This window comes from Marinobacter sp. BSs20148 (assembly GCF_000283275.1).
Taxonomy (GTDB): Bacteria; Pseudomonadota; Gammaproteobacteria; order Pseudomonadales; family Oleiphilaceae; genus Marinobacter; species Marinobacter psychrophilus.
This window is the reverse complement of the sequence record NC_018268.1, coordinates 563,332-588,337: the sequence shown is the minus strand read 5'-3', so window position 1 is coordinate 588,337 and position 25,006 is coordinate 563,332. Positions and strand designations below refer to the sequence as shown.

At 55.8% G+C, this 25,006-nt stretch carries 24 protein-coding genes and 1 tRNA gene; 11 read left to right on the top strand and 14 right to left on the bottom strand.

From position 1 onward, the window contains the following. Nucleotides 1-7 precede the first annotated feature (7 nt). The gene (pgi, locus tag MRBBS_RS02605) at nucleotides 8-1,675 is read left to right on the top strand and encodes a glucose-6-phosphate isomerase (RefSeq protein WP_050996691.1); all 1,668 of its coding nucleotides are present in this window, start codon (nucleotides 8-10) and stop codon (nucleotides 1,673-1,675) included. On the opposite strand, the gene folK is transcribed toward pgi, so the two are convergent. Beyond that, nucleotides 1,628-2,176, bottom strand: coding sequence for a 2-amino-4-hydroxy-6-hydroxymethyldihydropteridine diphosphokinase (gene folK / locus MRBBS_RS02600; protein WP_041635041.1), 549 nt, complete (start codon nucleotides 2,174-2,176; stop codon nucleotides 1,628-1,630). The two genes, pgi and folK, sit on opposite strands and share 48 nt — an antisense overlap. Further along, complete coding sequence (gene folB, locus MRBBS_RS02595) at nucleotides 2,173-2,532, bottom strand: dihydroneopterin aldolase (protein ID WP_014869881.1); 360 nt, start codon at nucleotides 2,530-2,532, stop codon at nucleotides 2,173-2,175. The genes folK and folB overlap by 4 nt, the downstream gene beginning before the upstream one ends. Before the next feature lie 140 nt (nucleotides 2,533-2,672). On the opposite strand from folB, the gene plsY reads away from it, so the two are divergent. After that, nucleotides 2,673-3,266 (top strand): glycerol-3-phosphate 1-O-acyltransferase PlsY, encoded by a 594-nt coding sequence (gene plsY, locus MRBBS_RS02590; protein WP_014869880.1) that lies wholly within the window; start codon nucleotides 2,673-2,675, stop codon nucleotides 3,264-3,266. Nucleotides 3,267-3,317: 51 nt separating this feature from the next. On the opposite strand, the gene tsaD is transcribed toward plsY, so the two are convergent. Continuing rightward, nucleotides 3,318-4,376 (bottom strand): tRNA (adenosine(37)-N6)-threonylcarbamoyltransferase complex transferase subunit TsaD, encoded by a 1,059-nt coding sequence (gene tsaD, locus MRBBS_RS02585; RefSeq protein WP_014869879.1) that lies wholly within the window; start codon nucleotides 4,374-4,376, stop codon nucleotides 3,318-3,320. A 243-nt stretch (nucleotides 4,377-4,619) separates the two neighbouring features. Between tsaD and rpsU the strand changes: the two genes are divergently transcribed. From rpsU to MRBBS_RS02560, 5 genes are all read left to right on the top strand, one after another. Beyond that, a complete protein-coding gene (rpsU, locus tag MRBBS_RS02580) occupies nucleotides 4,620-4,835 on the top strand; it encodes a 30S ribosomal protein S21 (RefSeq protein WP_007350211.1) in 216 nt (71 codons plus the stop codon). Nucleotides 4,836-4,995: 160 nt separating this feature from the next. Continuing rightward, nucleotides 4,996-6,732: a DNA primase gene (gene dnaG / locus MRBBS_RS02575; protein ID WP_014869878.1), complete on the top strand. Its 1,737-nt coding sequence runs from the start codon at nucleotides 4,996-4,998 to the stop codon at nucleotides 6,730-6,732. Nucleotides 6,733-6,839: 107 nt separating this feature from the next. Continuing rightward, complete coding sequence (gene rpoD / locus MRBBS_RS02570; RefSeq protein WP_014869877.1) at nucleotides 6,840-8,690, top strand: RNA polymerase sigma factor RpoD; 1,851 nt, start codon at nucleotides 6,840-6,842, stop codon at nucleotides 8,688-8,690. Between the two features lie 97 nt (nucleotides 8,691-8,787). After that, nucleotides 8,788-8,864, top strand: a tRNA-Ile gene (locus MRBBS_RS02565). Nucleotides 8,865-8,932: 68 nt separating this feature from the next. Continuing rightward, nucleotides 8,933-9,403 carry a DUF2489 domain-containing protein gene (locus MRBBS_RS02560; protein WP_014869876.1) on the top strand — a complete coding sequence of 157 codons (471 nt, stop codon included), beginning with the start codon at nucleotides 8,933-8,935 and terminating at the stop codon, nucleotides 9,401-9,403. On the opposite strand, the gene MRBBS_RS02555 is transcribed toward MRBBS_RS02560, so the two are convergent. From MRBBS_RS02555 to MRBBS_RS02545, 3 genes are all read right to left on the bottom strand, one after another. Continuing rightward, nucleotides 9,400-10,776: an HDOD domain-containing protein gene (locus tag MRBBS_RS02555; protein WP_014869875.1), complete on the bottom strand. Its 1,377-nt coding sequence runs from the start codon at nucleotides 10,774-10,776 to the stop codon at nucleotides 9,400-9,402. The two genes, MRBBS_RS02560 and MRBBS_RS02555, sit on opposite strands and share 4 nt — an antisense overlap. A gap of 90 nt (nucleotides 10,777-10,866) precedes the next feature. Then, entirely contained in the window at nucleotides 10,867-12,942 is a 2,076-nt protein-coding gene (gene recG, locus MRBBS_RS02550) for an ATP-dependent DNA helicase RecG (protein WP_041635040.1), read from the bottom strand. A 7-nt stretch (nucleotides 12,943-12,949) separates the two neighbouring features. Further along, nucleotides 12,950-13,906 (bottom strand): hydrogen peroxide-inducible genes activator, encoded by a 957-nt coding sequence (locus MRBBS_RS02545; RefSeq protein ID WP_014869873.1) that lies wholly within the window; start codon nucleotides 13,904-13,906, stop codon nucleotides 12,950-12,952. Between the two features lie 74 nt (nucleotides 13,907-13,980). Between MRBBS_RS02545 and MRBBS_RS02540 the strand changes: the two genes are divergently transcribed. Further along, on the top strand, nucleotides 13,981-14,859 hold the full coding sequence (locus MRBBS_RS02540) for an NAD-dependent epimerase/dehydratase family protein (RefSeq protein WP_014869872.1): 879 nt from the start codon (nucleotides 13,981-13,983) through the stop codon (nucleotides 14,857-14,859). On the opposite strand, the gene MRBBS_RS02535 is transcribed toward MRBBS_RS02540, so the two are convergent. From MRBBS_RS02535 to MRBBS_RS02515, 5 genes are all read right to left on the bottom strand, one after another. Beyond that, nucleotides 14,856-15,242 (bottom strand): Rid family detoxifying hydrolase, encoded by a 387-nt coding sequence (locus MRBBS_RS02535; RefSeq protein WP_041635039.1) that lies wholly within the window; start codon nucleotides 15,240-15,242, stop codon nucleotides 14,856-14,858. The genes MRBBS_RS02540 and MRBBS_RS02535 overlap by 4 nt on opposite strands. 100 nt (nucleotides 15,243-15,342) lie before the next feature. Beyond that, complete coding sequence (locus MRBBS_RS02530) at nucleotides 15,343-17,466, bottom strand: RelA/SpoT family protein (protein ID WP_014869871.1); 2,124 nt, start codon at nucleotides 17,464-17,466, stop codon at nucleotides 15,343-15,345. A gap of 158 nt (nucleotides 17,467-17,624) precedes the next feature. Then, nucleotides 17,625-17,837 carry a DNA-directed RNA polymerase subunit omega gene (rpoZ, locus tag MRBBS_RS02525; protein ID WP_014869870.1) on the bottom strand — a complete coding sequence of 71 codons (213 nt, stop codon included), beginning with the start codon at nucleotides 17,835-17,837 and terminating at the stop codon, nucleotides 17,625-17,627. Between the two features lie 83 nt (nucleotides 17,838-17,920). Continuing rightward, nucleotides 17,921-18,565, bottom strand: coding sequence for a guanylate kinase (gene gmk, locus MRBBS_RS02520; RefSeq protein ID WP_014869869.1), 645 nt, complete (start codon nucleotides 18,563-18,565; stop codon nucleotides 17,921-17,923). A 152-nt stretch (nucleotides 18,566-18,717) separates the two neighbouring features. Beyond that, nucleotides 18,718-19,557 (bottom strand): hypothetical protein, encoded by an 840-nt coding sequence (locus MRBBS_RS02515; RefSeq protein ID WP_014869868.1) that lies wholly within the window; start codon nucleotides 19,555-19,557, stop codon nucleotides 18,718-18,720. Between the two features lie 234 nt (nucleotides 19,558-19,791). Between MRBBS_RS02515 and MRBBS_RS02510 the strand changes: the two genes are divergently transcribed. Beyond that, nucleotides 19,792-21,294: a cryptochrome/deoxyribodipyrimidine photo-lyase family protein gene (locus MRBBS_RS02510; RefSeq protein ID WP_014869866.1), complete on the top strand. Its 1,503-nt coding sequence runs from the start codon at nucleotides 19,792-19,794 to the stop codon at nucleotides 21,292-21,294. Continuing rightward, the gene (locus MRBBS_RS18795; protein ID WP_014869865.1) at nucleotides 21,294-21,443 is read left to right on the top strand and encodes a DUF2256 domain-containing protein; all 150 of its coding nucleotides are present in this window, start codon (nucleotides 21,294-21,296) and stop codon (nucleotides 21,441-21,443) included. The genes MRBBS_RS02510 and MRBBS_RS18795 overlap by 1 nt, the downstream gene beginning before the upstream one ends. A gap of 19 nt (nucleotides 21,444-21,462) precedes the next feature. On the opposite strand, the gene MRBBS_RS02505 is transcribed toward MRBBS_RS18795, so the two are convergent. Both MRBBS_RS02505 and MRBBS_RS02500 read right to left on the bottom strand, forming a co-directional pair. After that, nucleotides 21,463-22,173, bottom strand: coding sequence for a 2OG-Fe(II) oxygenase (locus tag MRBBS_RS02505; protein ID WP_014869864.1), 711 nt, complete (start codon nucleotides 22,171-22,173; stop codon nucleotides 21,463-21,465). 49 nt (nucleotides 22,174-22,222) lie between these two features. Next, the gene (locus MRBBS_RS02500; RefSeq protein WP_014869863.1) at nucleotides 22,223-23,089 is read right to left on the bottom strand and encodes a YicC/YloC family endoribonuclease; all 867 of its coding nucleotides are present in this window, start codon (nucleotides 23,087-23,089) and stop codon (nucleotides 22,223-22,225) included. Between the two features lie 231 nt (nucleotides 23,090-23,320). On the opposite strand from MRBBS_RS02500, the gene rph reads away from it, so the two are divergent. Further along, a complete protein-coding gene (gene rph, locus MRBBS_RS02495; protein ID WP_014869862.1) occupies nucleotides 23,321-24,037 on the top strand; it encodes a ribonuclease PH in 717 nt (238 codons plus the stop codon). A gap of 84 nt (nucleotides 24,038-24,121) precedes the next feature. Here the strand turns inward: rph and MRBBS_RS02490 are convergent, their stop codons facing one another. Continuing rightward, nucleotides 24,122-24,928, bottom strand: coding sequence for an exodeoxyribonuclease III (locus MRBBS_RS02490; RefSeq protein WP_014869861.1), 807 nt, complete (start codon nucleotides 24,926-24,928; stop codon nucleotides 24,122-24,124). Nucleotides 24,929-25,006: the final 78 nt, after the last annotated feature.

The following is a 25,006-nucleotide window of genomic DNA, read 5'->3' as shown; positions in this document are numbered from 1 at the left end:
CGCCATCATGCAAGGCCATGCATCAACACCCGCCGCCACCAAGGCCTGGCAAGCATTATTGCACCATCAACAGCGGCTAACCACGAAGCCCATGGCACAGCTGTTCGCCGAGGACAGCCAACGGGCATCACGCTATTTGATTGAAGCAGCTGGCCTGACCCTGGACTTCTCCAAAAACCGCCTTGATGATGGCGCCCTCGCCGACCTGATGGCTCTGGCCGAAGAGTGCCAACTGGCCTCCCGCCGCCAGGCACTGTATGCCGGCGAGCCGGTGAACAACACTGAAAATAGACCCGCGCTTCATACCGCCTTGCGGGCAAGTGCAGGTCAGACTATTCGGGTGAACGGCAAGAACGTGATAGAGGAAGTTCACGCCACGCTGAAACAAATGCAGCAGTTTGTTATCGCGGTCACCGGCGGTGAACGCCGCGGTTGCACGGGCGAGCGTTTTACCGACGTGGTCAGCATTGGCATTGGTGGCTCTTTCCTCGGACCAAAGTTGGCGACAGAGGCGCTAACGCCTTATCACCACGGCGGCATACGCTGCCATTACGCAGCCAATATCGACGGCACTGAAATCTGCGAGATTTTGCGCCAGGTAAACCCGCACACCACGCTGTTTCTGGTGCAGTCAAAATCCTTCAAAACCCCCGAAACCCTGGAAAACGCCAAAGTAGCCCGTGAATGGTTGGTTCAGCGCTGCCCGCAAACAGACGCCGTTGCGCACCACTTTGCGGCAGTATCCGCTAACGTCGACGCCGCTAAAGCCTTCGGTGTCGAAGCAGACAGCCTGTTCCCGATGTGGGAATGGGTTGGCGGGCGCTATTCGCTGTGGTCAGCCATTGGTTTACCGGTTGCCCTGAGCATTGGCATGGACAATTTTCGCCAATTGCTGGCGGGTGCCGAAGCCATGGACGAACATTTTATGCAAGCGCCATTAGCGCAGAACATGCCCGTGGTAATGGCCATGCTGGGTGTCTGGTACAACAATTTGTGGGGTGCCTGCAGCCACGCCATTTTGCCCTATGACCAATATTTGCGAAGCCTGCCAGATTACCTTCAGCAATTGGACATGGAAAGCAACGGCAAGCGCGTGACTCGCGCAGGCGTTGCGGTCACCTACCATACCGGCCCCATCATCTGGGGCGGGCTCGGCGCCAACGGACAGCACGCCTACCATCAGCTGATTCACCAGGGTACCCGGCTGATTCCAGCAGACTTCATTATTCCGTTGGTCAGCCATAACCCCATTGCGAATCATCACGCCGATCTGTTCGCCAACTGCCTGAGCCAGTCCCAAGCCATGATGGCTGGAAAAACGCTGGAACAAGCTCGGCACGAACTGATTGCCGAAGGCCTTTCAGCGCAAGACATCGACCGCCTGGCCTGGCACAAAGTGGTACCTGGAAACCAACCCAGCAACACTCTGATAATGCAGCAGCTTACGCCTTGGACGCTCGGCGCAATGATGGCTTTGTACGAACATCGCACCTTTGTACAGGGCGTTATCTGGGACCTGGATTCGTTTGATCAGTGGGGGGTAGAGTTGGGCAAGCAGCTGGGACAAAACATTCTGCCGCGCCTGCTGGCCCAGCCGGCACCGGCAAACACGGGTAATAGCGACAGCTCAACCGATGCCCTGATCGCTCGCTTTCGAGCAGCCAACGGCATTTGAAATTATACCGCCGCGCCAGCTGAAGTTGATCTTGTGCAAAGGCGGGCCGGCGCGGTGTAACTGCCATAAATCTTGATAGCTTTGTCCGCACTGGGGGTGCAAACGCGACCCGGCCACATCCGCTAGGGGCTTAAGCACAAACGCATTCACCAATATTTCGGCACGGGGTAATTCCACACCGCAAAACACCCCGACTTGATCGCCGTAAGTCAGAATGTCAATATCCAGCGTTCGCGCTGCGAAGCGGGTGCTGCCCCGAACCCGGCCATGATCGGTCTCCAGCTTTTTAAAGCGGCGCGACAACTCTGCCAGCGGCATGGCGGTATTGAATCCCGCAACCATATTCAAAAACGGGGAACCGTCAAAACCCACCGCCGGGCTTTCATACACCGGCGACAAAGCCAGCTCGCCAAACCAGTCGGCCAAGGCATCTAGCGCGGCCTGCAAACAGGCTTCGCGATTTTGGTTGCTACCGATACCCACTAGCACCGGAGTGCTCACAGGCGGCGCCCACGCTCGATGCTGACGCCCACCGCAGAGGCTGACGGGACGGCGCCGGGCTTGCGGATGCTCAGTCGCAAAAACTCGATACCAAACGCCTGTTGCAACTCGGCCGCCAGTACCTCTGCGGCATGCTCAAGCAATTTGGGTTGCAGCGCCTGCAGACAGCGGATCACGCAGTCACTCACCGCGGCGTAGTCCAGCGCGTCCTTGACGTCATCAGACGCGCCGGGCACGCGGTTGTCCCAATCCATGTCCAGGTCTACCACCAGGCGCTGGGTGATGTCCCGCTCCCAGTCGTATACCCCTACAACGGTTTCGACCTCCAAGCCTTCAATAAACACACGATCTGCCACAGGCACTCCACATAATGCTGTACTTTTTCCGGATTGAATCGGCCCGACAGCGCAGCTAAAGTTAGCTACCAGACTCGACAAATTTTACGATGTTCGCACAGTTTGACTCAAACCGTCTGCGCCAGCCAGGACACATCTCTATGACATTTTCCAGCGCCCCTTTTTTAACGGTACTCCTGTGTGCCGCCGCTTACCTTGGCGGCTCGGTGCTGTTCGCTATACCCGTCAGCCGTGCCTTTAAGCTGCCAGACCCACGCGCTCTGGGCTCCACCAATCCGGGCGCTACCAACGTGTTTCGCAGCGGAGGCTGGACGCCAGCAGCGATAACGCTGTTGCTGGATGCCGGCAAAGGCTGGCTGCCAGTGTGGACGGCGCAACAATGGGGACTATCAACAACCCTTCAGGCGGCGGTCGCCCTGTGCGCAGTCACCGGCCATATGATCCCGGTGTTTTATCACTTCAGGGGCGGCAAAGGCGTCGCTACGGCTCTCGGTGCCGGCTTGGCACTGGCACACACAACCACATTACTGATGGCCGCAATATGGCTTTTGGCCATGTGGCGCTGGCGCATCTCGGCGATGGCGTCCTTGGTAGCAGTGCTCAGCGGGCCTTTGCTCAGCGCGATGCTTCAACCCCACACTCTGCCAATGTTCAGCCTACTGGCGTTACTGGTGCTAGTTCGCCACCGCAATAACCTGATTCGAATGGCACAGGGGCGCGAAACCCGCTTTTAGCCAGCACTGCCTTCAACTTATTAGCGCTAACTGCACTACACATTCTAACCATCAGGCACCCGCCAGGCCGTCATCGCAACGCTGAGTCAAGGGCGGCAAGGTATCCAGCGGCCAGCGCGGCACCGCCGCAATACGATCACCATCTTGCTGCCCTGCCCGCAAGCGCTGAGCCCCGGCGTAGGCAATCATCGCTCCGTTATCGGTACAGAACTCCGGCCGCGCGTAAAACACCGACGCACCAAGTTTCGCCGTCATCGTCTCAAGGCCGGCCCGAAGCCGCGTGTTGGCGCTGACGCCACCGGCAATCACCAAGCGTTTGCACCCGGTGAGCTGTAACGCGCGCTTACATTTGATCGCCAGGGTGTCCACTACCGCAGATTCGAATGCCAGGGCAATGTCAGCACGAGTCTGATCGCCCAAATCGCCCGCCTCGCGCGCGGCATTAACAGTATTCAGAGTAAAGGTTTTCAACCCGCTGAAGCTGAAGTCAAGGCCCGGGCGGTCTGTCATAGGCCGCGGAAAGCGATAGCGCCCGGCTTGCCCTTTTTCAGCCAATGCCGCGACTCTGGGCCCACCCGGGTAATCCAGTCCCAGCATTTTGGCGGTTTTGTCGAACGCTTCTCCGGCAGCGTCGTCAACCGACTCACCCAAAAGAATGTACTCGCCGATACCGCTGACCTGCACCAGCTGGGTATGGCCACCGGACACTAGCAACGCAACGAAAGGAAAAGCCGGTGGGTTCTGCTCAAGCATTGGCGCCAACAAATGCCCTTCCATATGATGCACGCCCAATACGGGGATGCCCATACTGAAACTCAAAGCGTGAGCCACGGCGCCGCCCACCATTAGCGCACCCACGAGGCCAGGACCTGCGGTGTAAGCAATGCCTTCGATGTCTGCACGCGCAAGCCCTGCCTCGGCCAGAATTTGCTCTATCAACGGCAACAGTTTGCGAACGTGGTCGCGGGAGGCCAGCTCCGGCACCACCCCGCCGTAGTCAGCGTGTATCGCTACCTGACTGAACAACGCGTGGGCCAGCAAACCACGCTCGGTGTGGTACAATGCCACGCCGGTTTCGTCACAAGACGTCTCAATACCTAAAATCAGCATAGTTATTAGCCATTAAAGTAAAAGAAGCAAAATAATCCAGAGGTGACGCATTTTAGCAGAAACTCGAGGCGCACCTGCAGTTTCACAGAACAGACATTGACCTTAGCCCTGCCCAGGGGATATAGTTGCCGCCCTAAATTACGCACTGGTCGAGTTTTAATCATTCCTGCCAGTGTTAGAACCGCTCAGGGCAAGCCCAGCGGAACCCATAGAACCGAATATACCCAGGTAGGTGATTTTCGAATGCCAGCTGTTAAACTGAAAGAGAATGAGCCGTTTGACGTAGCACTACGTCGCTTCAAGCGTTCCTGCGAAAAAGCAGGCGTCCTTTCCGAAGTGCGCCGTCGCGAGCACTACGAGAAGCCGACTTCTGTTCGTAAACGTAAAGCTGCTGCGGCCGTTAAGCGTCACCTCAAGAAGCTTCAGCGTGAACAGCGTAAGTTTGAGCGTTTGTACTAAGTTTTAGCAACGCCGCTTGACTGCAAAAATTAATCGCCTGACCGGCTACAGGCCGCTCAAAGCGATTTAAAAATGCCGCCGAGGCCTGGCTTCGGCGGCATTTTTATTTATTGCCTATCCTGCTATTACGGCCCCGTCCAAGGCCACACCCGGAGCCCGAATGAGCGGACTGATCCCGCAACGGTTTGTTGAAGATCTGCTAGACCGGATCGATCTGGCCGAGCTGATTGGCTCTCGCGTTACCCTGAAAAAAGCCGGTGCAAATTACAAAGCTTGCTGCCCGTTTCACGATGAAAAAACACCGTCGTTTAATGTGCGGCCAGACAAAGGCTTTTACCACTGCTTCGGGTGCGGCGCACACGGCGACGCAATCAGTTTTTTAAGGGAATTCGAAGGTCTGGGTTTTACCGAAGCAGTTGAAGATCTGGCGCGCAGAGCCGGAATGGAAGTGCCCTACGATCAGGCTGCCAAGCAGGAAATGCAGCAAACTCGAACACTGACAGAGGCACTGGATTTCGCCAGCCGTTTTTATCAGCAGGCGCTGGGCAGCGAAGCCGGTGCTTTTGCCCGCGACTACCTGCAGCAGCGCGGACTGGACCAGGCCATTATCCAGCAATATCAGGTCGGATTTGCCCCCGCCGGCGGCACGGCATTATGCGACGCTGCAGGCACCAGCTTCAAAGAACCGTTGCTGGAAACTAAAACGGTATCCGACCAATATGGCCGGCCCAGAGATCTGTTTCGCAACCGGGTGATGTTTCCAATCCGCAACACCCGCGGCAAAACCATCGCCTTTGGCGGGCGCACTCTGGGTGACGACAAAGCCAAATATATCAACTCGCCGGAGTCTGACGTTTTTCATAAAAGCCGTGAAATATACGGTCTCTATGAGGCGCGGCAAAACCTGAAGCAGCTGGACAAGTTGTTGGTTGTTGAAGGCTACATGGACGTCATCGCCCTAGCCCAGCATGGCATTAAGTTTGCTGTGGCCACATTGGGCACCGCCACCAATCAGGATAATCTGAGCGCTTTAATGCGCCAGGTGCGCCACATTGTGTTCTGCTTTGATGGCGACACAGCGGGTTATCACGCGGCAGATCGCGCGCTGGAAAACGCACTGGAACTGATGGCCGACGGTTTGCATCTGCAATTTTTGATGATGCCCCAAGGCGAAGACCCGGACACCCTGATTCGTAAAGAAGGCGCCGAAGCCTTCAGCAAACGGATTGAAGCGGCTATACCGCTGTCACGCTACCTGTTCGATCGCCAGAGCAATGGCTTGGACCTGCGGTTGCCCGAACATCGCGGAGAGTTGCGCGCACGGGCTGAGCCTATGCTCAACAAAATGCCCAAGTGCACGCTACGCGACGCCATGTGGCATGAAATGCTTCGCCTTTGCAGCGGCCGCGACCAATGGCAAAAAAAACCCTGGCAAGAACGGGGCGGCAACAAAGGCTGGCAACGGGAACGAATACAAGAACAGCGGATCGACGTAAAATTGAGTAAAGACAGCTTGTTGTGCCTGGCCCTGACTGAAGCGCCTGATCTGGCCGCCGAAGTGGTCGCAGCTGCTCGCAGCTCACGGCAATTTATCCAGGCGGCGGCTTTTGCCAGCTGGATTCTGGAACGCAAACTTGCCAATCAGTCGGCACTGATCAGCGCCTTGGCTACGGACGTTCAAGCAAAAGACCGTTTTTTTCATTTGTTCGACGGCATTGAACATATACCAGCCCGCGAACATACGTTGGAAGCGGCACGGGAGCTTCTCAGCCCAGACGAAGAAGCATCGCGGCAGCAGAGACTGGCCGCGTTACTGCGGAATTTTGTCAACCTGAGCCCTGAAGAACGCAGTGAATTACGTACATTGAGCAGTGGCACAAAGAACAACGGGACTTGAAAATTTAGGCACTGGTCACCATCTATCCATTGGGTGGCAGAGCATTAGGTCGGCAGCTATACTGGTTGCTTAATATTTATTTACTTTAGTGGGCTTACAGGGCGTCTATGTCGGGCAATTCGCAAAAATCACGTTTAAAAGACCTCATCGCGCGAGGCAAGGAACAAGGTTACCTGACTTACGCCGAGGTGAACGATCACCTTCCGGAAGACATCGCTGACCCGGACCAGGTCGAAGACATAATTCGCATGATCAACGACATGGGAATTCAGGTAACTGAAGTTGCACCAGACGCTGATACGTTGATTATGACTGATGGTGATTCAACCGCCGATGAGGCAGCGACTGCCGAAGCCGCAGCGGCTCTGGCCGCAGTAGAATCCGACGCCGGGCGCACCACCGACCCGGTTAGAATGTACATGCGCGAGATGGGTACCGTTGAACTGCTGACCCGCGAAGGCGAAATTGTTATCGCCAAGCGTATCGAAGAAGGCATTCGCGACGTGATGGCGGCGGTTGCACACTTTCCCGGCACCACTGGCACGGTCATCCAGGGCTACGATCGCATTGTCGAGAATGAAGGCCGGTTAAGCGATATTGTTGCCGGCTTTCTTGATCCGGACGACGCCGAACCGTTCATGCCAGAAGAGCCTGCCCCGGCGGCGCCTGCCAGCGCCGAAGAATCAGACAGCGACGACGATGCGGATGATACCGAAGAAGAAGAAACTGAGAGCGGTCCAGATCCCGAAGAGACCCGCCTGCGCTTTGACCTGCTAAAAGAAAAACTGGCCGTCGCCCATGAGCTGTTAGAACAGCATGGCCGCAGCGACAAGCGTACCCAGAAAGCCCTGAACGAGCTGGGCGCGGTGTTTGCCCCGTTTAAACTAGGCAACAAAGCGTTTGATGGACTCGTGAACGTTGTTCGTTCCACCAACGACATGATCCGTCAGAATGAGCGCACCATCATGCGCATCTGCATTCGCGAAAGTAAGATGGATCGTAAAGAATTCATCAAATCGTTTCCCGGCAACGAGATCAACTTAGACTGGGCTGAAAAAATTGCTCGCAGCAAAAAGCCCTATGCTTCTGCGATTTCCGAGCGCCTGGACGAAATCGTGCGCTTACAAAAGCGCATCAAAAACGTGCAGTTGGAAGTAGGTTTAGACGTTGTCGACATCAAGGAAATCAATCGCCGGGTATCCATTGGTGAAGCCAAGGCCCGCCGCGCCAAGAAAGAAATGGTAGAGGCGAACCTGCGCTTGGTGATTTCCATTGCCAAAAAATACACTAACCGCGGCCTTCAGTTTCTCGACCTGATTCAGGAAGGCAACATTGGCCTGATGAAAGCCGTTGACAAGTTTGAATATCGTCGTGGCTACAAGTTCTCAACCTACGCTACCTGGTGGATTCGTCAGGCCATTACCCGCTCCATCGCGGATCAGGCTCGCACCATCCGTATTCCGGTGCACATGATTGAGACCATCAATAAGCTGAACCGCATTTCGCGCCAGATGTTGCAGGAAATGGGCCGCGAGCCCACGCCGGAAGAACTGGGCGAGCGGATGGAAATGCCGGAAGACAAGATTCGCAAAGTGCTGAAAATTGCCAAAGAGCCGATCTCTATGGAAACCCCGATTGGCGACGACGAAGACAGCCATCTGGGCGATTTCATTGAAGACATCCAAGCCTTGTCGCCGGTAGATTCCGCCACCGCCGAAGGCCTGCGCGAAGCCACTCGCTCGGTATTGGCCGGCTTAACCGCCCGCGAATCAAAAGTACTGCGCATGCGCTTTGGTATCGAAATGAACACCGACCACACGCTGGAAGAAGTTGGCAAACAATTTGATGTTACCCGCGAGCGGATTCGTCAAATTGAAGCCAAAGCCCTGCGTAAACTGCGTCATCCATCGCGTTCAGACCATTTGCGCGGTTTTATCGACGATCAAGGCAACACTTAAGCGTCACAACACTGGCGAGCGCCTGCTCTCATCGCTATACTGGCGCTCGCTTTTGTTTGTACTGCGCAAACAGAAACATTGGAATACCCCGCGTTACGGGCCTTTAGCTCAGTTGGTTAGAGCAGTCGACTCATAATCGATTGGTCGCTGGTTCAAGTCCAGCAAGGCCCACCACCCGTATATCTGCAAAAGCTTAGAGCATATCCAGAGCCCGCATACATATCGTCAACACGGAGCATTCCATGGAAAGCTGGCAAGAATGGCTGTTAATTGCGTTTGGTTTGGGCGCCATTGTCCTTCTGGCACTGTTTATATACCGCCAACGCGATGCATTAAGCGCTGATCAGCGACGTAGCGAAAAGGCGAGCGAGTTCGCGCGCAAACGGCGGGAATCGATGATTCAAAGTATCCGTATCTTGGCACAGGCGGTAGAGGCGGGTCAGGTTGAGTATTCTGAGGCCTGCTTGCGGATCAAAGGCTTGCTGGATCACGTGGAGCCAACGCTGCTACAAAAATCGCCGTTTACCGTCTTTCAGCAGGTGCACGACAAACTACAACACATGCCCACCCATCAGGCCCGGCTAGAAACTGAGCCGAAGTTTGTCAGTAAGATGGACAAGGAACGCTATGCCATTGAACAGGGTCACGCCGACGAAATTCGCCGCGCTGCCACTGCCATTCGGGTACATGTTTTCAGCGAGGGTGTGATCTAGCGGGGCGTTAACATACTGGCCATCTCCAGCACACTATCGCGATTAGTAACCAGCTGGTCGAAACGCTGTTGCACCCGCTTCGGATCCAGCCCTAGCTGTCGGTATATTCCGGGGGTGACGGGCTCACCCACTCCCAACCCTATTCCACGTTCAGTCAACAGCTGCCGTGCCAGCCAGAGTACCTGGCTATAAACTTGATGCTCGCCCGCAGCAGCAGGGTTTTTATGCTGACGAACGGCACTGGTTACCTCCTCCGGCATGCTCCAATTTTCCATCAGTTGTGCTGCAATCTGCCCGCCAGTAATACCCAGCAAGTGGCGTTCGACGACGGACGAGTCGAGGCCCGGATTTACCTCCTGCGCGCGGCACAGCAGACTGAAATGGGGCGGGAACACATGAGCCAGCACCAGAGTGCCGAAATTGTGCAGCAAGCCAGCCAGATAAGCCAAACCGAAAACAGGGCGCCCGGCGCCGGTTATCAGGCTGGCAAGCAGCCCGGCACCGTTAGCCAGCCAAGCGGCCTGCTGCCAGTAATCCTCGTAGCCGCGAATGCCCCGTGTCGGCGGACGCAGCACCCGGCCCAGCGATAGCCCCATTGCCAAGTTCATCACCATATCAAATCCCAACACACGGGATATGGCATCGTGCACCGAGTTTACCCGGCCGGGAGCCGCGTAAAACGACGACGATGCCCAGCTGATGATTTGCGCTGCAAGGCTGGGATCGCTCTCCACGATGTCTACCAGATCAGCCATTACAGAATTGGGATCTGTGCGCAGGCGAATAATACGGCGGGCCGTTTCCGGAAGCGGCGGTAGCTCCAGTGTGTCTTCCAGGCGTTGGCGTATCCGCAAACTGGTAAAGCGCTTGATGGCAAAATGAACCTGCTCGCGATCATTCCCGTGGTCTGCTATAGCCTCGGCCAGGGGTGCTACAGCAACTGCGCAGTTCAGGCGACAGGCCTCGCCGCACAGATCCATAAAATCATGTGCGGGCATAACCATGGCCAAGTGAGGATTTTGCAACATCAGGGCCACTGCAGAGCCCGCATCTACCGCCGAATCGATAACCGTGCGCCAGCCAGTCAGAGCCGGCAGCGCAGGCAGCTCTGACAGCTCAGATAGCCCCAGCCGGCCACACAGCCTTTGCTGTTCGGCAGCAGGTAGCAGTGTGTAACTATGGCGCAGATGTGTGTTCAGCGTTTCAAGGTCCAGCAAGTCACAGCTGCGGTAGATTACCTGAAGCTTGTGGCAGCCGTCGCTAAGCAACACCATTCGCAGCAGTTGATCCGGGTCGGCTTTATCGACATCCCGCAATGCAATGCTGGTTGCGCATTTACCAAGAGCCTGGCGAACCGCGGCCGGAACTTCCATTGGACATAACCTCGTGTTGATCATTGTTCAGTTATCACAGTAGCCCACCTGAGGATAACAACGTAGCCCTTCATCAAATGCGAATGAGTTTTAGACCTCACCGTAGCGAGTTTTTTCACCCAACCAGCGCCGCACCAGGCCCTGCACCGCGGTTTTATTGCCCATAAGTCGCGGAGCTATTTCACGAACCACTTCAATCCAGTGCTGATCGCGCTCGAAATCAGCCAGCCTGAACTGCATCATGCCGGTCTGGCGAGTACCCAGAACCTCACCGGGACCACGAAGTTCAAGGTCTTTTTCCGCAATCACAAAACCGTCTTGGCTGTCGCGCAGGGCCTGCAGCCGCGCTTTACCGTTGAGCGATAGCGGTGGGTGGTACATCAGCACGCAGTAACTGGCCTGTTCGCCACGCCCTACACGGCCCCGCAACTGGTGCAACTGGGCCAGACCCAGGCGTTCAGGATTTTCAATAATGATCATTGACGCGTTGGGCACATCCACTCCCACCTCTATTACGGTGGTCGCCACCAGGAGGTCTAACTCACCGCTCTTGAATTGCGCCATAACCTCGGCTTTTTTCAGACTTTTCAATCGCCCGTGAACCAATCCGATGCGAAGGCTTGGCAGGCGTTCGGCGAGCTCGGTCGCACTTACTTCTGCCGCCTGACACTGTAACACCTCGGATTCTTCAATCAGCGTGCACACCCAATACGCCTGCCGCCCGGCCTGACAGGCATTGCGTACCCGCTCTACCACATCGTCCCGGCGACCGTCGGGCACAACAATCGTTTCGATGGGTTTGCGCCCTGGAGGCAGCTCGTCAATGACCGATGTGTCCAGGTCGGCGTAGGCGCTCATGGCCAATGTCCGCGGAATGGGCGTAGCCGTCATAATCAGCTGGTGGGGCGCCAACGCGCCGGCGGCGCCTTTTTCCCGCAATGCCAGACGTTGATGCACGCCAAAGCGGTGCTGCTCGTCAATAATCACCAGAGCCAAACGGTCAAATGCCACGTCGTTCTGGAACAGCGCGTGGGTGCCAATAGCAATGCCGGCGGCACCACTTGAAAGCGTCTCCAGGGCTTGCTGGCGCGCCTTGCCTTTCACTTTGCCCGACAGCCAGGTGAGCTGGATACCCAGCGGCGCAAGCCAAGCGCAAAAATTCTGGTAGTGCTGTTCCGCCAGAATTTCAGTGGGTGCCATCAACGCCACTTGAGTGCCCGCCGCAATGGCCTGCAAGGCCGCCAGCGCCGCGACCACGGTTTTGCCAGAACCTACATCGCCTTGTACCAAACGCAGCATGGGTAGGGGCTGGGTAAGGTCTTGGCGGATTTCCTGAAGCACCTGGCGTTGAGCGCCGGTTAGGTGAAATGGCAAAGACTCCAGAAAGCGCTCGCTTAAATCGCCCTGCGGCAGCAAAGGCAGCGCCTGGCGCGTCTGAATCTGTTCGCGCACTTGCAACAGACTTAGCTGGTGCGCCAGCAGTTCTTCCATCACCAACCGCTGCTGGGCCGGATGGCGCCCTTCCAGCAGTTGCGCCACCGAAGCGCTAGCAGGTGGTGAATGCACCAGTTCTACCGCGGCGGTGATAGCCGGTAACTGATAGTCCACCAATACCCAGGGCGGCAGCCAATCGTAAATGGGGTAACGCTTCAAATACGCAACCGCCTGCTGGCACAAAGCCCGCACCCGGGGCTGCTGGATACCCTCGGTAAGTGGGTATACCGGAGTTAATGTGGCGCTGCCTTCATCCGCCATAGGCGTCGGATTGGTCTGGTATTCGGGGTGATACAGCTCGTAGCCGGAACGGCCCGCCCGCACTTCGCCAAAACAGCGCACCAAGGTGCCTTCGGCAAACTGGTTCTTCTGGGCCGCGTTAAAATGAAAAAAACGCAGACTGACAAAGCCGCTGTGGTCTTTGACGGTAACCTGCAAGCTGCGGCGCCTGCCCATCACAATGTCGGTTTTCATGACCTCACCTTCCACCACCGCCACGTCGCCGATGCGCAAGGTGCCCATGGCTGTAATGCGGGTGCGATCTTCATAGCGGTGAGGCAAGTGAAACAGCAAATCCTGAAGCGAGGCGATACCCAGCTTGCCCAGCTTTTCTGCAAGCGCGTTGCCGACGCCCTTAAGCTGAGTGACCGGTATATCGTCCAGTGCCATCATCGCCGGCCTAGCCCTTAGCCGCTGCTGGTTTGGCGGCACTGGCCTTTGCCACAACCCGGCACTGGCTCGCCGCCAGCGACAGCACGTCAATCGCTTTGGGCCGCGGGAAAGTCACCCTCCAAGCCAGAGCTACGGTCCGAAATGGCACGGGCGCCGCAAACGGCCGAACCGCCAGCACGCCTTCGTGATAGTGCATGCCGGTGGCCGCTGACAGCGGCAAAACGGTCACACCCAGGCCCGAGGCTACCATATGGCGAATGGTTTCCAGCGAGCTGCCTTCGGTCACCAGCGTGGGGCCATTTCCTTCCCTGCGCCGGGTAACGGTTGCAACCAAAAGCGGGAAGGACTCCAGCACTTGGTCGCGAAAGCAGTGCCCAGGCCCCAACAGCAGAAGCTGCTCTTGCGCCAACTGCTCCGCGGTAATTTCATCGCAGGCGGTCAGCGGATGATCTGCCGGCAGTAGCACCACAAAGGGTTCGTCATAAAGCGGCAGGGTAACCACTTCGGCTTCCTCGAACGGCAGCGCCACAATAATGGCGTCCAATTCTGAATGGCGCAGTTTCTGGCGCAGACTCGCGGTGTAGTTTTCTTCTATATACAACGACATATCTGGCGCCGCTCGCCGCAGCTCCGGCAGTAAATGCGGAAACAGGTAGGGACCTATGGTGTAAATGGCTCCGACCTTTAGCGGAGAGCTAAGCTGGTTTTTGCCATCCTGCGCCAGGTCTTTAATCACACCCACCTGGTCCAGCACCCGCTGCGCCTGCTCAACAATGCGCAGCCCGCTTTCGGTGACCCGAATGTTGCTTTTACTGCGCTCAAACAATGGGATACCCAACTCTTCTTCAAGCTTTCGTACCGCCACACTAAGGGTGGGCTGACTAACGTGACAGCGCTCCGCGGCGCGGCCAAAATGCCTTTCACGGGCAAGCGTAACAACGTATCGTAACTCGGTAAGAGTCATGGCGGGCTCCGGTGCTGAACAGCGTTCGGTGTCTGATTTATCTATGGTTTAAAGCATAAGGATTGATATTGTCTATGGCAATCGCTGAAAGCCTGAAAAACCAACGAATTTTGCTGGCAGGGTGCGGCAATCTGGGGGGCGCCATTGCCACCCTGCTGCTGCAATCCGGGGCCGAGGTGTTTGGTCTGCGCCGCAGAACGGATCAACTACCCCAAGGTGTTACGCCGATAACCGCAGATTTGACCCTGCCGGAAACCCTGAGTGACAAGCTCCCGCCACGGCTAGATCAGGTTATTTATTGCCTGACACCGTCGGATTATACCGAGCAGGGCTACCACGCAGCCTATGTAAAAGGCCTGGAGAATCTGCTATGGGAATTACAGGGCCAGACACCAAACCGACTGTTCTTTATAAGCAGCACCGGGGTTTACGGGCAAAACGATGACGGTTGGGTGGATGAAAGAAGCCCTACGCAGCCGAGCAGCTTCAGCGGCCAGCAGGTGTTACTGGGAGAGCAGACCGCGTTGGCCAGTTGTATAGCCGCCACAGTGGTCCGGTTCAGCGGCCTTTATGGCCCGTCGCGCCAGAGTTTTCTACAAGCAGTGATTGATGGGCGACTGAACCCACCGGCCCACTCTAATTACAGCAACCGCATTCACGAGCAAGATGCTGTTCGGGCTATGATGCATTTAAGCGCCATGGCGGCGTCTGGTGATTCCCTGCAGACCTGCTATCTGGCCAGCGACTGCGAGCCGATACGGCTGGATCAAGTGGTGCAATGGGTTCGCGAACATACCGATTGCGAAGAGCCGGCAGAGGACGCTCGCGATGGTAGCCGGGTGGGCAGCAAACTGTGCAGTAACCGGCGTCTGTTGAAAACCGGATTTGAATTCCGGTATCCGGACTTCCGCGCCGGATACCGTGAACTGATCGATCAGCGCAAGGGCGCTTAGGTCAGCACCATCACCGCTTCCATTTCGATGGGTACGTCTTTTGGCAGCGCAGCAACGGCCATCGCTGCGCGAGCCGGGTAAGGCTTTTGAAAGTAGGTGGCCATGATTTCGTTCACAACCGCAAAATTGGCCAGATCGATCATATAAATGTTCAACTTGACGATGTCCTGCAATGAGCCACCGGATGCCACACAAACCGCCTTCAGGTTGTCGAATACCTGACGGGTGTTTGCCGCAAAATCGCCTTGTACCAGTTCCATGGTTTCTGGCACCAGCGGAATCTGACCAGAAATGTACACGGTGTCACCAGCCTTTACGGCCTGAGAATAAGGCCCGATTGCTTGCGGTGCATTTTCAGTTTCAATAATCGATTTGTTGGTCATGGTTATTTATATCCCTGTTGTTAATAAATAAAAATCCTCACCCGCCACAACGCCGGGTGTCAAATCTGACAAACCTACGATAGCAGAGACCTAGGTGCCTTTAGTAGCGAACCCGGCTGATGTGGGTAACCGCCCGGATATTGCGTACCCGTCGCATTACCCGCGCCAGATGGTGCCGGCCGGTCACGTGTACCACTAGGCTGACAACGCCAAAACGGGCATTTTGATCTTCCACGTTAATGCGTTCAATATTGCCGTCGGCCATCGCTACTGCGCTGGCCATCTCCGCAATAATGCCACGCTGCCGCTCCATTTCCACCCGCAACTCTACTGAAAACTGATCGGTAATATCCTTGGCCCATTTCAGATCGGTCAGCATGGCCCTGCCCTGCTCGTCGTCTGGCAGATGTGAGCAGGTATCCGAGTGAATCACCATGCCATTACCCGAATCCATGATGCCCACAATCGGGTCACCGGGAATGGGCTTGCAGCAACTGGCAAATTTCAGCAGCAAGCCGTCTGAGCCGCAAATGGTTACCGGGCCCTGGCGCCCACTCTCTTCAATCGCGCTAGCCGCCGGGGCATCACTCTCTGCCTCGGGTGCACCCACCACCAACTGGCGCGCCACCAGAAACGCCATGCGGTTGCCCAGGCCAATTTCGCTAATTAGATCCTCGAAGCTGTTAACCTGATTGTGAGCCACAACCCGCTGTTTCTGAGCATCCGTAATGTCACCCATACGCGTTTTAAAGCCCTTCAGAGACCGCTTAAGCAGCGTATGCCCCAGTTCCAGAGACTCGGCATGCTTATCGCTTTTAACCACATGACGAATACTGCCACGAGCCTTGCCGGTTACCACAAAATTGAGCCAGGCCGAATTTGGCCTGGCGCCGGGCGCGGTAATGATTTCCACCGTTTGCCCGCTTTGCAGAGGCTGGCTTAGCGAGCCCAGGTTACGGTTGATACGGCAAGCCACAGTGGCGTTGCCAATATCGGTATGGATGGCATAGGCAAAATCCACCGGCGTGGCACCGCCGGGCAGTTCCATGATTTTTCCGCGCGGCGTAAACACGTAAATTTCGTCAGGAAACAGGTCTTCTTTAACGCTTTCAATAAACTCTAGCGAATCATCAGCGCGCTCGCGCATTTCCATCAGGCCTTTCACCCAGCGGTCCACCCGGGCCTGGTTTACGCTAGTGCCGTTAGACGGCTCATTCTTGTACAGCCAATGAGCGGCAATACCGTTGTTGGCAATGTTCTCCATTTCTTCCGTGCGAATCTGAACTTCGATATTCACGTGCATACCAAACAAGGTGGTGTGCAGCGACTGATAGCCGTTCACCTTGGGCATGGCAATATAGTCTTTGAAACGCCCGGGCATGGGCTTATACAAGCTGTGCACGGCACCCAGGATTCGATAACAATCGTCTTCGTTGTCGGTAATGATGCGAAACGCATATACGTCCATGATTTCACGGAATGATTTCTGCTTGAACTTCATCTTGTTGTAAATGCTGTTCAAGTGTTTTTCGCGCCCTAAAATCCGGCCGGGCATGCCCCGCTCTTCCAGCTTTTCGTGCAGGCGGCCACGAATTTCATCAATGATTTCCCGATGGCTGCCGCGCAGCTTGGTCACCGCTTTGGAAATGAACTTCGAACGCATGGGATACATCGTCGAGAACCCGAGGTCTTCCAGCTCCGTCGAAATGCTATGCATGCCCAAGCGATTGGCGATGGGTGCGTAAATGTCCAATGTTTCAGTCGCGATGCGTTTGCGCTTTTCATAGGGCATAGGGCCCAAGGTGCGCATGTTGTGCAGGCGGTCCGCCAGCTTTACCAAAATCACGCGAATGTCGCGGGCCATGGCCAGCGTCATTTTCTGGAAATTTTCGGCCTGGGCTTCGGCGCGGGTGCGAAATTCAATCTGCGTCAGCTTACTGACACCATCCACCAGCTCAGCAACATCCTCACCGAACTGGTCAGCGAGCGCATCTTTGGGTATGCCGGTGTCTTCAATCACATCGTGCAGCATGGCGGCCATCAGGCTTTGATGATCCAGCCGCATTTCAGCAAGAATGCGGGCGACGGCCAAGGGATGGCTTATGTAACGGTCACCACTCTTGCGCATTTGCCCTTCATGGGCCTGTTCCGCAAAATAATACGCTCGGCGCACCTGATTGATGCGATTGGTGTCCAGATAGCTGCTCAGCTCTCTGGTTAACATGTCTACCGCTGCTTCTGATGACACCGTGCCCTCACTTATTTATGATCCCCGGAAACAAAAAAACCCGAATGCATGCATTCGGGTCCTTCCATAGTCCTTAAAGCGCGCTGCTATAGTGACACTATAAAACCGTGTGGACAGATTTCAATGCCCTATTACTACTCTTCTAAGTCTTCGGTCAGCAACGAACGGCTGACCAAACCCGCAGCGATTTCACGCAGCGCGATAACAGTCGGCTTGTCGTTTTCTGGCGGCACCATGGGTTCTGCACCTTTGGTGGCAATCTGGCGAGCGCGCTTAGTAGCCAGCATCACCAGCTGAAAGCGGTTATCAACGTGTTCAAGACAATCTTCAACGGTAACTCGTGCCATGATTTCCCCGACAAGTAGAATGACTAATTTTGCAGACCAGCCAGTGTACTGCTAGGCGATCAATTTGTATACCGTAAAAGCCCTTACCCGTGCAGCCCGCGATGATTGCAAAGCCCGGCCAAAAGCGCAGCATGGCGCTGCTGTTGCACGTTCATACGCAAACGCTGACCGCGAACAATGGCTAGCAAATCCGCCAGGGCATGGTCGAAATCGTCATTAACAACAAGATAATCAAACTCGACGGCGTGGCTACACTCATCTTCAGCCTCTGCCAAACGCCGCTCAACCACGTCCACGCTGTCGGTGCCACGGCCAATCAGGCGCTGCCGCAGTGTTTCGGCAGACGGCGGCACAATAAAAACACTCACACAATCTGGCTGCAAACGTCGAACCTGTTGGGCTCCCTGCCAGTCAATTTCCAACACAACATCACTGCCCGCCGCCAGAGTCTGGCGCACCCACACCTGCGACGTACCGTAGTAGTTTCCGAACACGTCTGCGTGTTCCAGGAAATCGCCGCGACCAATCATAAGCTCGAACTCGCTGCGGCTGACAAAATGATAGTTCACGCCATCCTGCTCACCGCTGCGCATCGCGCGGGTCGCGTGTGATACCGACACCCCAAGTTTTTCATCGTGCTTCAGCATTTGCGCCACAAGGCTGGTTTTACCGGCCCCGGAGGGGGCAGAAATAATAAACAGGGTGCCCTGCTCTCCGGCATGACTCATGCAAATAACTCCCAGTCTGAAATGGCGGCCCGTCAGCAGAACCGTTAAACCAAAATTATACGGCCTTTGACCCGGCACCGCACCCCAGCGCACCCCAACTGCTGCTACTGGCACAATCGAGTCACCTCAGTTTCACCGCGCATCGCTGGCTTTTACAACTCGGCAGACGCCGGCGACGTTCGGCCGCAGAACAGCTGTGACGTCAGGTCGTTCAGGCGCATGTTTTCGTGCTCGCCGTAGGTCAGCACCGAGTTAATACGTGGCAAGCTACCCTTCACCAAGGTAACCCGATGCATGGCGCAGTTGCCTTGAAAAAACGCCAAAGTACCCGGCGCAGCGGACTGCACTGTTATTCGGCTGCGATCGCCCTGCAACACTTTTTTCACATCGTCGTGTCGCTCGTCTTGTTTGGTGCGCAACGCCGGCACGTACTCAAAATCTCCGCCTTCTTCGGCGCGCTGATACATAACCGTGACGGAGAATTCGCTGCGATCAAAGTGCCAACCCAACTCTTCACCGGGGTGGAAGCGGGTAATCTGTAGCGCGTCCAAGGGGTCGGCGCTGCGGAACAACACCGACTTTTCCAGCACCGCAGCGATAAAGCGCGTCAGATCGTCTGACTCGTACAACCGGCGCAATGGCGCCTGGTCTGGAATCTGATCGTAAGCAATGCCGTGTTTGGCAGAGCACTCCTGATGGGCCAACGGGTGACCCGGCTCGACGCTGTTATCAAACGGCTCAAAGTACACGTTGTGACGATTGTTGCTGACCCAAGCGCTGCGCTCAAGGCGATTTGCAAGCTGCACCATTTCGGCAACCGCAGTCGGTTGTAAAAAGCCCGGTAAGGTGCAACAGCCGTCTTGCGCCAGCGCACGACGACCGCTATTTATTAATGCCCGGCCTTCGTCACTGTCCAGCCGGTGTATTGGATAGCGGGCCAGATCGACAACATCGGCATAGGTGGGCAAAGTGTCGCTTACGGTGTGTAACATCCTCTGAGCCTTTCCTTATGTGAACCACGGCAAAAAAACAGGTTATAAACACCCTACTATCGGCTTATCTTTTCGGTTGCTGCGAAATAATGCCGCCTTCGGTAAAAAATACCAAGAACGTATCAGCAACCCGACTGACGCAACGCGACGTAAAATAACTTCGGGATTGCATGGCATTACTCCACATCATTTTAATGTGAGCATTACATCCAAAGTATGCGGAACACGCACGATATGACACCTCAGCAAGCACCGATCAACGTGGTCTGGTTCAAACGCGACCTTAGGCTGACAGACCACTCACCTCTGCACGTGGCCTGCCAATCGGGGCTGCCAATATTACTGCTGTACGTAGTGGAGCCGTCACAGCGGCAGAACCCGCACCTTAGCCTGCGCCATTGGCGCTTTATCATTGAGTCGATCAGCGATATGAACAACCAGCTCAAACGCGCTGGTTGTGAGGCCGGCGTTACGCTGGTACACGGCGAATGCGTTGAGGCGCTGGAACAACTGCAACAACATCACCGTATTCACACCCTGTTCAGCCATGAAGAAACCGGCGATGCCAGCACCTTTGAACGCGACCAAAAGATAACACACTGGTGCCAGCAGCAGGGCGCGCACTGGCAGGAATTCGCCACCAACGCGGTGATTCGGGGAGCGTTTAACCGCGATGACTGGGACCGCCACTGGCAGCAGGTAATAGGCGCGCCGCAGCAAAATGCTAACCTGCGGCAGCTTCGCGTTATACGCCCTACAGCCCTGCCCGACTGGCAGCCTCCCCACGAATGGCAGCGCCCCGATTCGCAGTTTCAAGCGGGCGGAGAGCTCGCCGCAAACCAGTGGATGGATAGCTTTTTCAACGCTCGGGGCCGATTTTACAGTGGTTCGGTATCTAGCCCCATTGCAAGTCGCACCCATTGTTCGCGGCTTTCACCCTATTTGGCCTTTGGCAATCTCAGCCTGCGCCAGGCCTATCAGACGTATCGCGCCAACCGACAAAACCCGGGCTGGGACCGGTCACTGCGAGCTTTTGCCTCGCGCCTGCACTGGCACTGCCATTTCATTCAAAAATTTGAAAGCGAATGCGCCATGGAGCAGCGGCCCGTAAATCGTGGCTATCTGGCTTACCCCTACCGCACAGATGATGTCGTAAACGCCGACCTGGCAGCCTGGCAAGACGGCCGCACCGGCTACCCGCTGGTCGATGCCTGTATGCGCTGCCTGCACGCTACCGGCTACATCAACTTTCGCATGCGCGCCATGCTGGTGAGTTTTTTGTGCCATTTACTGAATATCGACTGGCGGCGGGGCGTACATCACTTGGCGCGGCTGTTTCTGGATTACGAACCGGGTATTCATTATTCGCAATTTCAGATGCAGGCTGGGGTCACGGGCATTAACACCATCCGGATTTATAACCCGGTACTGCAATCGCAAGAGCAAGACCCAAAGGGCACATTTATTCGTCAATGGGTACCGGAGTTGGCAGAGCTGCCAGACACTTTATTGCATAAGCCTTGGCTACTGACGCCGATGGAAGAACAGATGTTCGGCCTGCACATCGGTGACCACTACCCAGCACCGCTGTTCGAACTCGCACCGGCATCTGCTGCTGCCAGAGATCGTTTGTGGGATTGGCGCAGCAGGCCGGACGTAAAACAGGAAGCCGAGCGGGTATTACAACGCCACGTAAATGCCCCCGGCAGTAAAAACTTCCATCAAAGAAAACGCTAATGACCGCCAAAAAACCTCTGCCGCAAAAAACCTGCCCCACCTGCGAACGCCCGTTCCACTGGCGTAAAAAGTGGCAAAGCTGCTGGGAACAAGTAGTGCATTGTTCAGAACGCTGCCGGCGTAATCGTAATCGGGGTAAAACCGGCTAAAAAGCGAACCAAAAGCGTTCTAATTCGGCGGATCTGCCCGCTCGGCGCTGGTGGTGTTCACGCGAAACCAGCCGGCTATGGCGTAGCGGTCGCGCTTGGCAGGAAGGACTTCGTGGGGAAACTCTTCACTAAGGAAGGCCACGAAGGTGCCCATGCTGGGAGTTACTTTCAGCACGTTCTGACTCCGTTCGCCGTGATGGCTATGATCGTTATGATAAAGGGCCAACTCGCCGCCATCGTCCGGCATCCAGTCCGGGTTCAGGTACAACACCACCGACAACACCCGGTTTGACTGCCCTTTGAAAGCATCCAGGTGCTTCTTATAAAAGTCACCCGGCGCATAGTGCGAAAAATGACTCTCAAAAGAGAATAAACCGAGAAACAAACGGCGATTAAGATATTGCTGCAACTCGACCGCCCAGTTCAGCCAATTCTCGCCCGCAACCGTTTCGCGCTCGATCCAGCTTATGGTGTCACTTCGAATAAAATTGTTGACCATATGAGCTCGCTGCCGCCCTACGCCCGCGGGATCAAACTGATGGCTGGGCGTACTGCGCAGCTGTTGCCAAAGCCCGTCTAGCAGGTTTGTGGGTACAGCGTTGGGTTTGATGCTGTAGCCTTTTTCCAGCAAGTCTGCCGCAATGGCCTCAAAAACGTGCCGGCTATCACCTGTGCCACAATTATCACCAACTTGAACCAGTGCACCCATGCGCTCATTCTCCGCTGCCATAGACCGAGCTTTCTTCATGCTTTATTGCTAACCGCAAGCCAAAGGAACATCACTCTATATTCTGAACCTGCTCGCGCAGCTGCTCAATCCACACTTTCAGGTCCACCGCGGCGCGGGTCAGGCCGGCGTCAATGCTTTTGCTGCTCAAGGTATTGGCTTCGCGATTCAGTTCCTGCATCAGGAAATCCAGGCGTCGGCCGACGGCGTCTTCACTGGCCAGGGTATCGCGTACTTCGGCCACGTGGGCGTCCAGCCGATCCAGTTCTTCGGCAACATCGCTTTTTTGCGCCAGCATCACCATTTCCTGGGCTATGCGTTCCGGATCGAGCTCTATTTTGGCTTTTTCAAAACGCTCGCGCAGCTGTTGCTCTTGAGCCTCAAGCAGCTGAGGCATGCGCTCACGCACGTCAGCCACTTGGGCGTGTATGGCGACCAGACGCTGTTCCAAAATAGCCAGCAAGCGCTCGCCTTCACGTGTTCGTGCCACCACCAGTTCGTTTACGGTTTGCTCAAACAGGCTGGCCGCGGAGGCTTTGGCCTCGGTGTAATCCTGCTCGGGCGTTGCCATAACACCCGGCCAGCGCAATATGTCCAGCGCACTGATATGGGCAGGGTTGTCCAGAATCCGGCTAATACGTTTGGCCGCGTCGTTCAGCGCTTGGGTTAGCGGCTCGTCGATAGCGAAGCTGTGTTGGGCCTGGTCGCTGGCGTGCAGCCGAAGGCTGACGTCTACCTTGCCGCGCTTCAATTGTTTGCGCAGCTGTTCGCGAAAATCGTTTTCCAGCCCTCGCAGGCACTCCGGCAAGCGGAATGACGGCTCCAGGTAGCGATGGTTAACGGTGCGAATTTCGCAGGTGAGTACACCCCAGTCGCCACGAGTTTCCTGGCGAGCAAAGGCAGTCATACTTCGAATCATGATAACTCCGGCATCGTTTTATCGGCCTGATCAGCCAGGCTTTTACAGAGTCTATCAGGCTAGAGCGCCGAGCAGCGAACCGCAGTAAGCGGATTCCGCGGCGGCGCCACGCTGCTTGGGTCTGGCGGATCGGAAGCCGGCACGGCCGTGCTATACTTCTCGCCCATTCATTTACACCAGCGGGCCTGCGGCCCAGACACGCTGATCATTAACCAATCAGGAATCTTTTATATGCGACCCAGTGGCAGAACCCCCGAACAACCCAGAGACATTCGCATTACCCGTAACTACACCCGTCACGCCGAAGGCTCTGTGCTGATCGAGTTCGGCGACACCAAGGTGATTTGTACGGCATCGGTGGAAAACAAGGTGCCGCCGTTTTTGCGCGGCGAAGGTCAGGGCTGGATTACCGCGGAGTACGGCATGCTGCCCCGCTCTACCAATAGCCGTATGGGGCGCGAAGCAGCCCGCGGCAAACAAGGTGGCCGCACGGTTGAAATTCAGCGCCTGATTGGCCGTTCGCTGCGCGCTGCGGTGGACTTAAAAGCACTGGGCGAGCACACCATCACCATCGACTGCGATGTTATTCAAGCCGACGGCGGCACCCGCACGGCCGCCATTACCGGTGGCTGCGTAGCGCTGGTAGACGCGCTGAATTTCTTGGTAGCACAAAAGCGCCTGAAGAAATCGCCACTGAAGCAGATGGTTGCCGCGGTATCCGTCGGCGTGTTCAAAGGCAAACCGGTTGTGGATCTGGACTACCCGGAGGATTCGGTTGCGGAAACTGACATGAACGTGGTGATGACGGATAAAGGCGGCTTTATCGAAATCCAGGGCACGGCAGAAGGCGCGCCTTTTGTTCAGGAAGAACTGGACAGCATGTTGGTGCTGGCAAAAAAGGGTATTGAAACGTTATTTGCGCTGCAAAACGAAGCGCTCAAGGGCTAACTCAAAACTCAGGGTGTCGAGGGCCAGAGATTTGGCCCAAACCGGGGGCGGGTTTTAAATCCGTCCCCCATGTTCAAGGCCAACCTAAAATCCAATTTCAATGTCGTAATCCATCACTACCGGCGCATGATCGGAAAACCGCGTGTCGTCGTCAATCCAGCCATCTTGAATGGTCTTGCGAATACCCGGCGTAGCAATCTGATAATCCACCCTAATACCCGACTGCTTGCGCCAACCTGCAGCCCACTCCGGCCACCAGGTAAACTGATTGCTTTGTTTGTTAATATCTCGGAACGCATCAATGCTGCCCATTTCTTCGAACAGACGGTCTAGCCAGGCCCGCTCGTGAGGCAAAAAACCGGATACGTCCAATTTGTGATAGCGCGGACTGGCATCGGTGACGTGATGAGCGCTTTGCAGGTTGGCACACACAATAAACTGCCGGCGTTTACGCAGGGTTTTTTGCATGTGTACGCCAAACGCGTCCATAAAATCGTCTTTACGATCCAGAACGGTCAGGTCGTCCCCACCAATCGGGTCGTCTTCCAGACCAAGGGCGCAGGGCGCCAGCACGCTGGCAACGGAGACCTTGTCGAAATCGGCTTGGATAAACCGGCCTTCGCGGTCAGCTTGCTCATTCGCAAAGCCATACATGATGGCTTTAGGGAAGTGACGAGTGTAAATTCCAACACCGCCATCTTCATTGTTTTCGCCGTCAATAAAATAGGCTTCATAGCCTTCTGGCACCAGCTGGCGGTCTTCAACCTCGTAGGCGCGCATGCGATGGTCCTGAACGCAGATAACGTCGGCATCTTGCCCTGCTATCCAGTCAAAAAAACCTTTTCCAACAGCCTGTTCAAGACCATTGACGCTGATTGATACTACCCGCATACGTATTCCCTGATTCGGTTTGTGTGTATGATACCGATTTTGAGCAGATTTTAAAGACCAACAGCCCTAGAAGCCGCG

Bases quoted from the DNA above. Each gene is read 5' to 3' on its own strand.
- MRBBS_RS02535 (WP_041635039.1), bottom strand. From the start codon at position 15,242: ATGACCAACAAATCGATTATTGAAACTGAAAATGCACCGCAAGCAATC.
- MRBBS_RS18795 (WP_014869865.1), top strand. From the start codon at position 21,294: ATGACCGCCAAAAAACCTCTGCCGCAAAAAACCTGCCCCACCTGCGAA.
- pgi (WP_050996691.1), top strand. From the start codon at position 8: ATGCAAGGCCATGCATCAACACCCGCCGCCACCAAGGCCTGGCAAGCA.
- MRBBS_RS02510 (WP_014869866.1), top strand. From the start codon at position 19,792: ATGACACCTCAGCAAGCACCGATCAACGTGGTCTGGTTCAAACGCGAC.
- recG (WP_041635040.1), bottom strand. From the start codon at position 12,942: ATGATGGCACTGGACGATATACCGGTCACTCAGCTTAAGGGCGTCGGC.
- MRBBS_RS02500 (WP_014869863.1), bottom strand. From the start codon at position 23,089: ATGATTCGAAGTATGACTGCCTTTGCTCGCCAGGAAACTCGTGGCGAC.
- MRBBS_RS02515 (WP_014869868.1), bottom strand. From the start codon at position 19,557: ATGTTACACACCGTAAGCGACACTTTGCCCACCTATGCCGATGTTGTC.
- rpoD (WP_014869877.1), top strand. From the start codon at position 6,840: ATGTCGGGCAATTCGCAAAAATCACGTTTAAAAGACCTCATCGCGCGA.
- MRBBS_RS02545 (WP_014869873.1), bottom strand. From the start codon at position 13,906: ATGACTCTTACCGAGTTACGATACGTTGTTACGCTTGCCCGTGAAAGG.
- MRBBS_RS02555 (WP_014869875.1), bottom strand. From the start codon at position 10,776: ATGGAAGTTCCGGCCGCGGTTCGCCAGGCTCTTGGTAAATGCGCAACC.
- MRBBS_RS02540 (WP_014869872.1), top strand. From the start codon at position 13,981: ATGGCAATCGCTGAAAGCCTGAAAAACCAACGAATTTTGCTGGCAGGG.
- rph (WP_014869862.1), top strand. From the start codon at position 23,321: ATGCGACCCAGTGGCAGAACCCCCGAACAACCCAGAGACATTCGCATT.
- dnaG (WP_014869878.1), top strand. From the start codon at position 4,996: ATGAGCGGACTGATCCCGCAACGGTTTGTTGAAGATCTGCTAGACCGG.
- MRBBS_RS02560 (WP_014869876.1), top strand. From the start codon at position 8,933: ATGGAAAGCTGGCAAGAATGGCTGTTAATTGCGTTTGGTTTGGGCGCC.
- MRBBS_RS02530 (WP_014869871.1), bottom strand. From the start codon at position 17,466: ATGTTAACCAGAGAGCTGAGCAGCTATCTGGACACCAATCGCATCAAT.
- gmk (WP_014869869.1), bottom strand. From the start codon at position 18,565: ATGAGTCATGCCGGAGAGCAGGGCACCCTGTTTATTATTTCTGCCCCC.
- MRBBS_RS02505 (WP_014869864.1), bottom strand. From the start codon at position 22,173: ATGGCAGCGGAGAATGAGCGCATGGGTGCACTGGTTCAAGTTGGTGAT.
- rpoZ (WP_014869870.1), bottom strand. From the start codon at position 17,837: ATGGCACGAGTTACCGTTGAAGATTGTCTTGAACACGTTGATAACCGC.
- MRBBS_RS02490 (WP_014869861.1), bottom strand. From the start codon at position 24,928: ATGCGGGTAGTATCAATCAGCGTCAATGGTCTTGAACAGGCTGTTGGA.
- tsaD (WP_014869879.1), bottom strand. From the start codon at position 4,376: ATGCTGATTTTAGGTATTGAGACGTCTTGTGACGAAACCGGCGTGGCA.
- rpsU (WP_007350211.1), top strand. From the start codon at position 4,620: ATGCCAGCTGTTAAACTGAAAGAGAATGAGCCGTTTGACGTAGCACTA.
- plsY (WP_014869880.1), top strand. From the start codon at position 2,673: ATGACATTTTCCAGCGCCCCTTTTTTAACGGTACTCCTGTGTGCCGCC.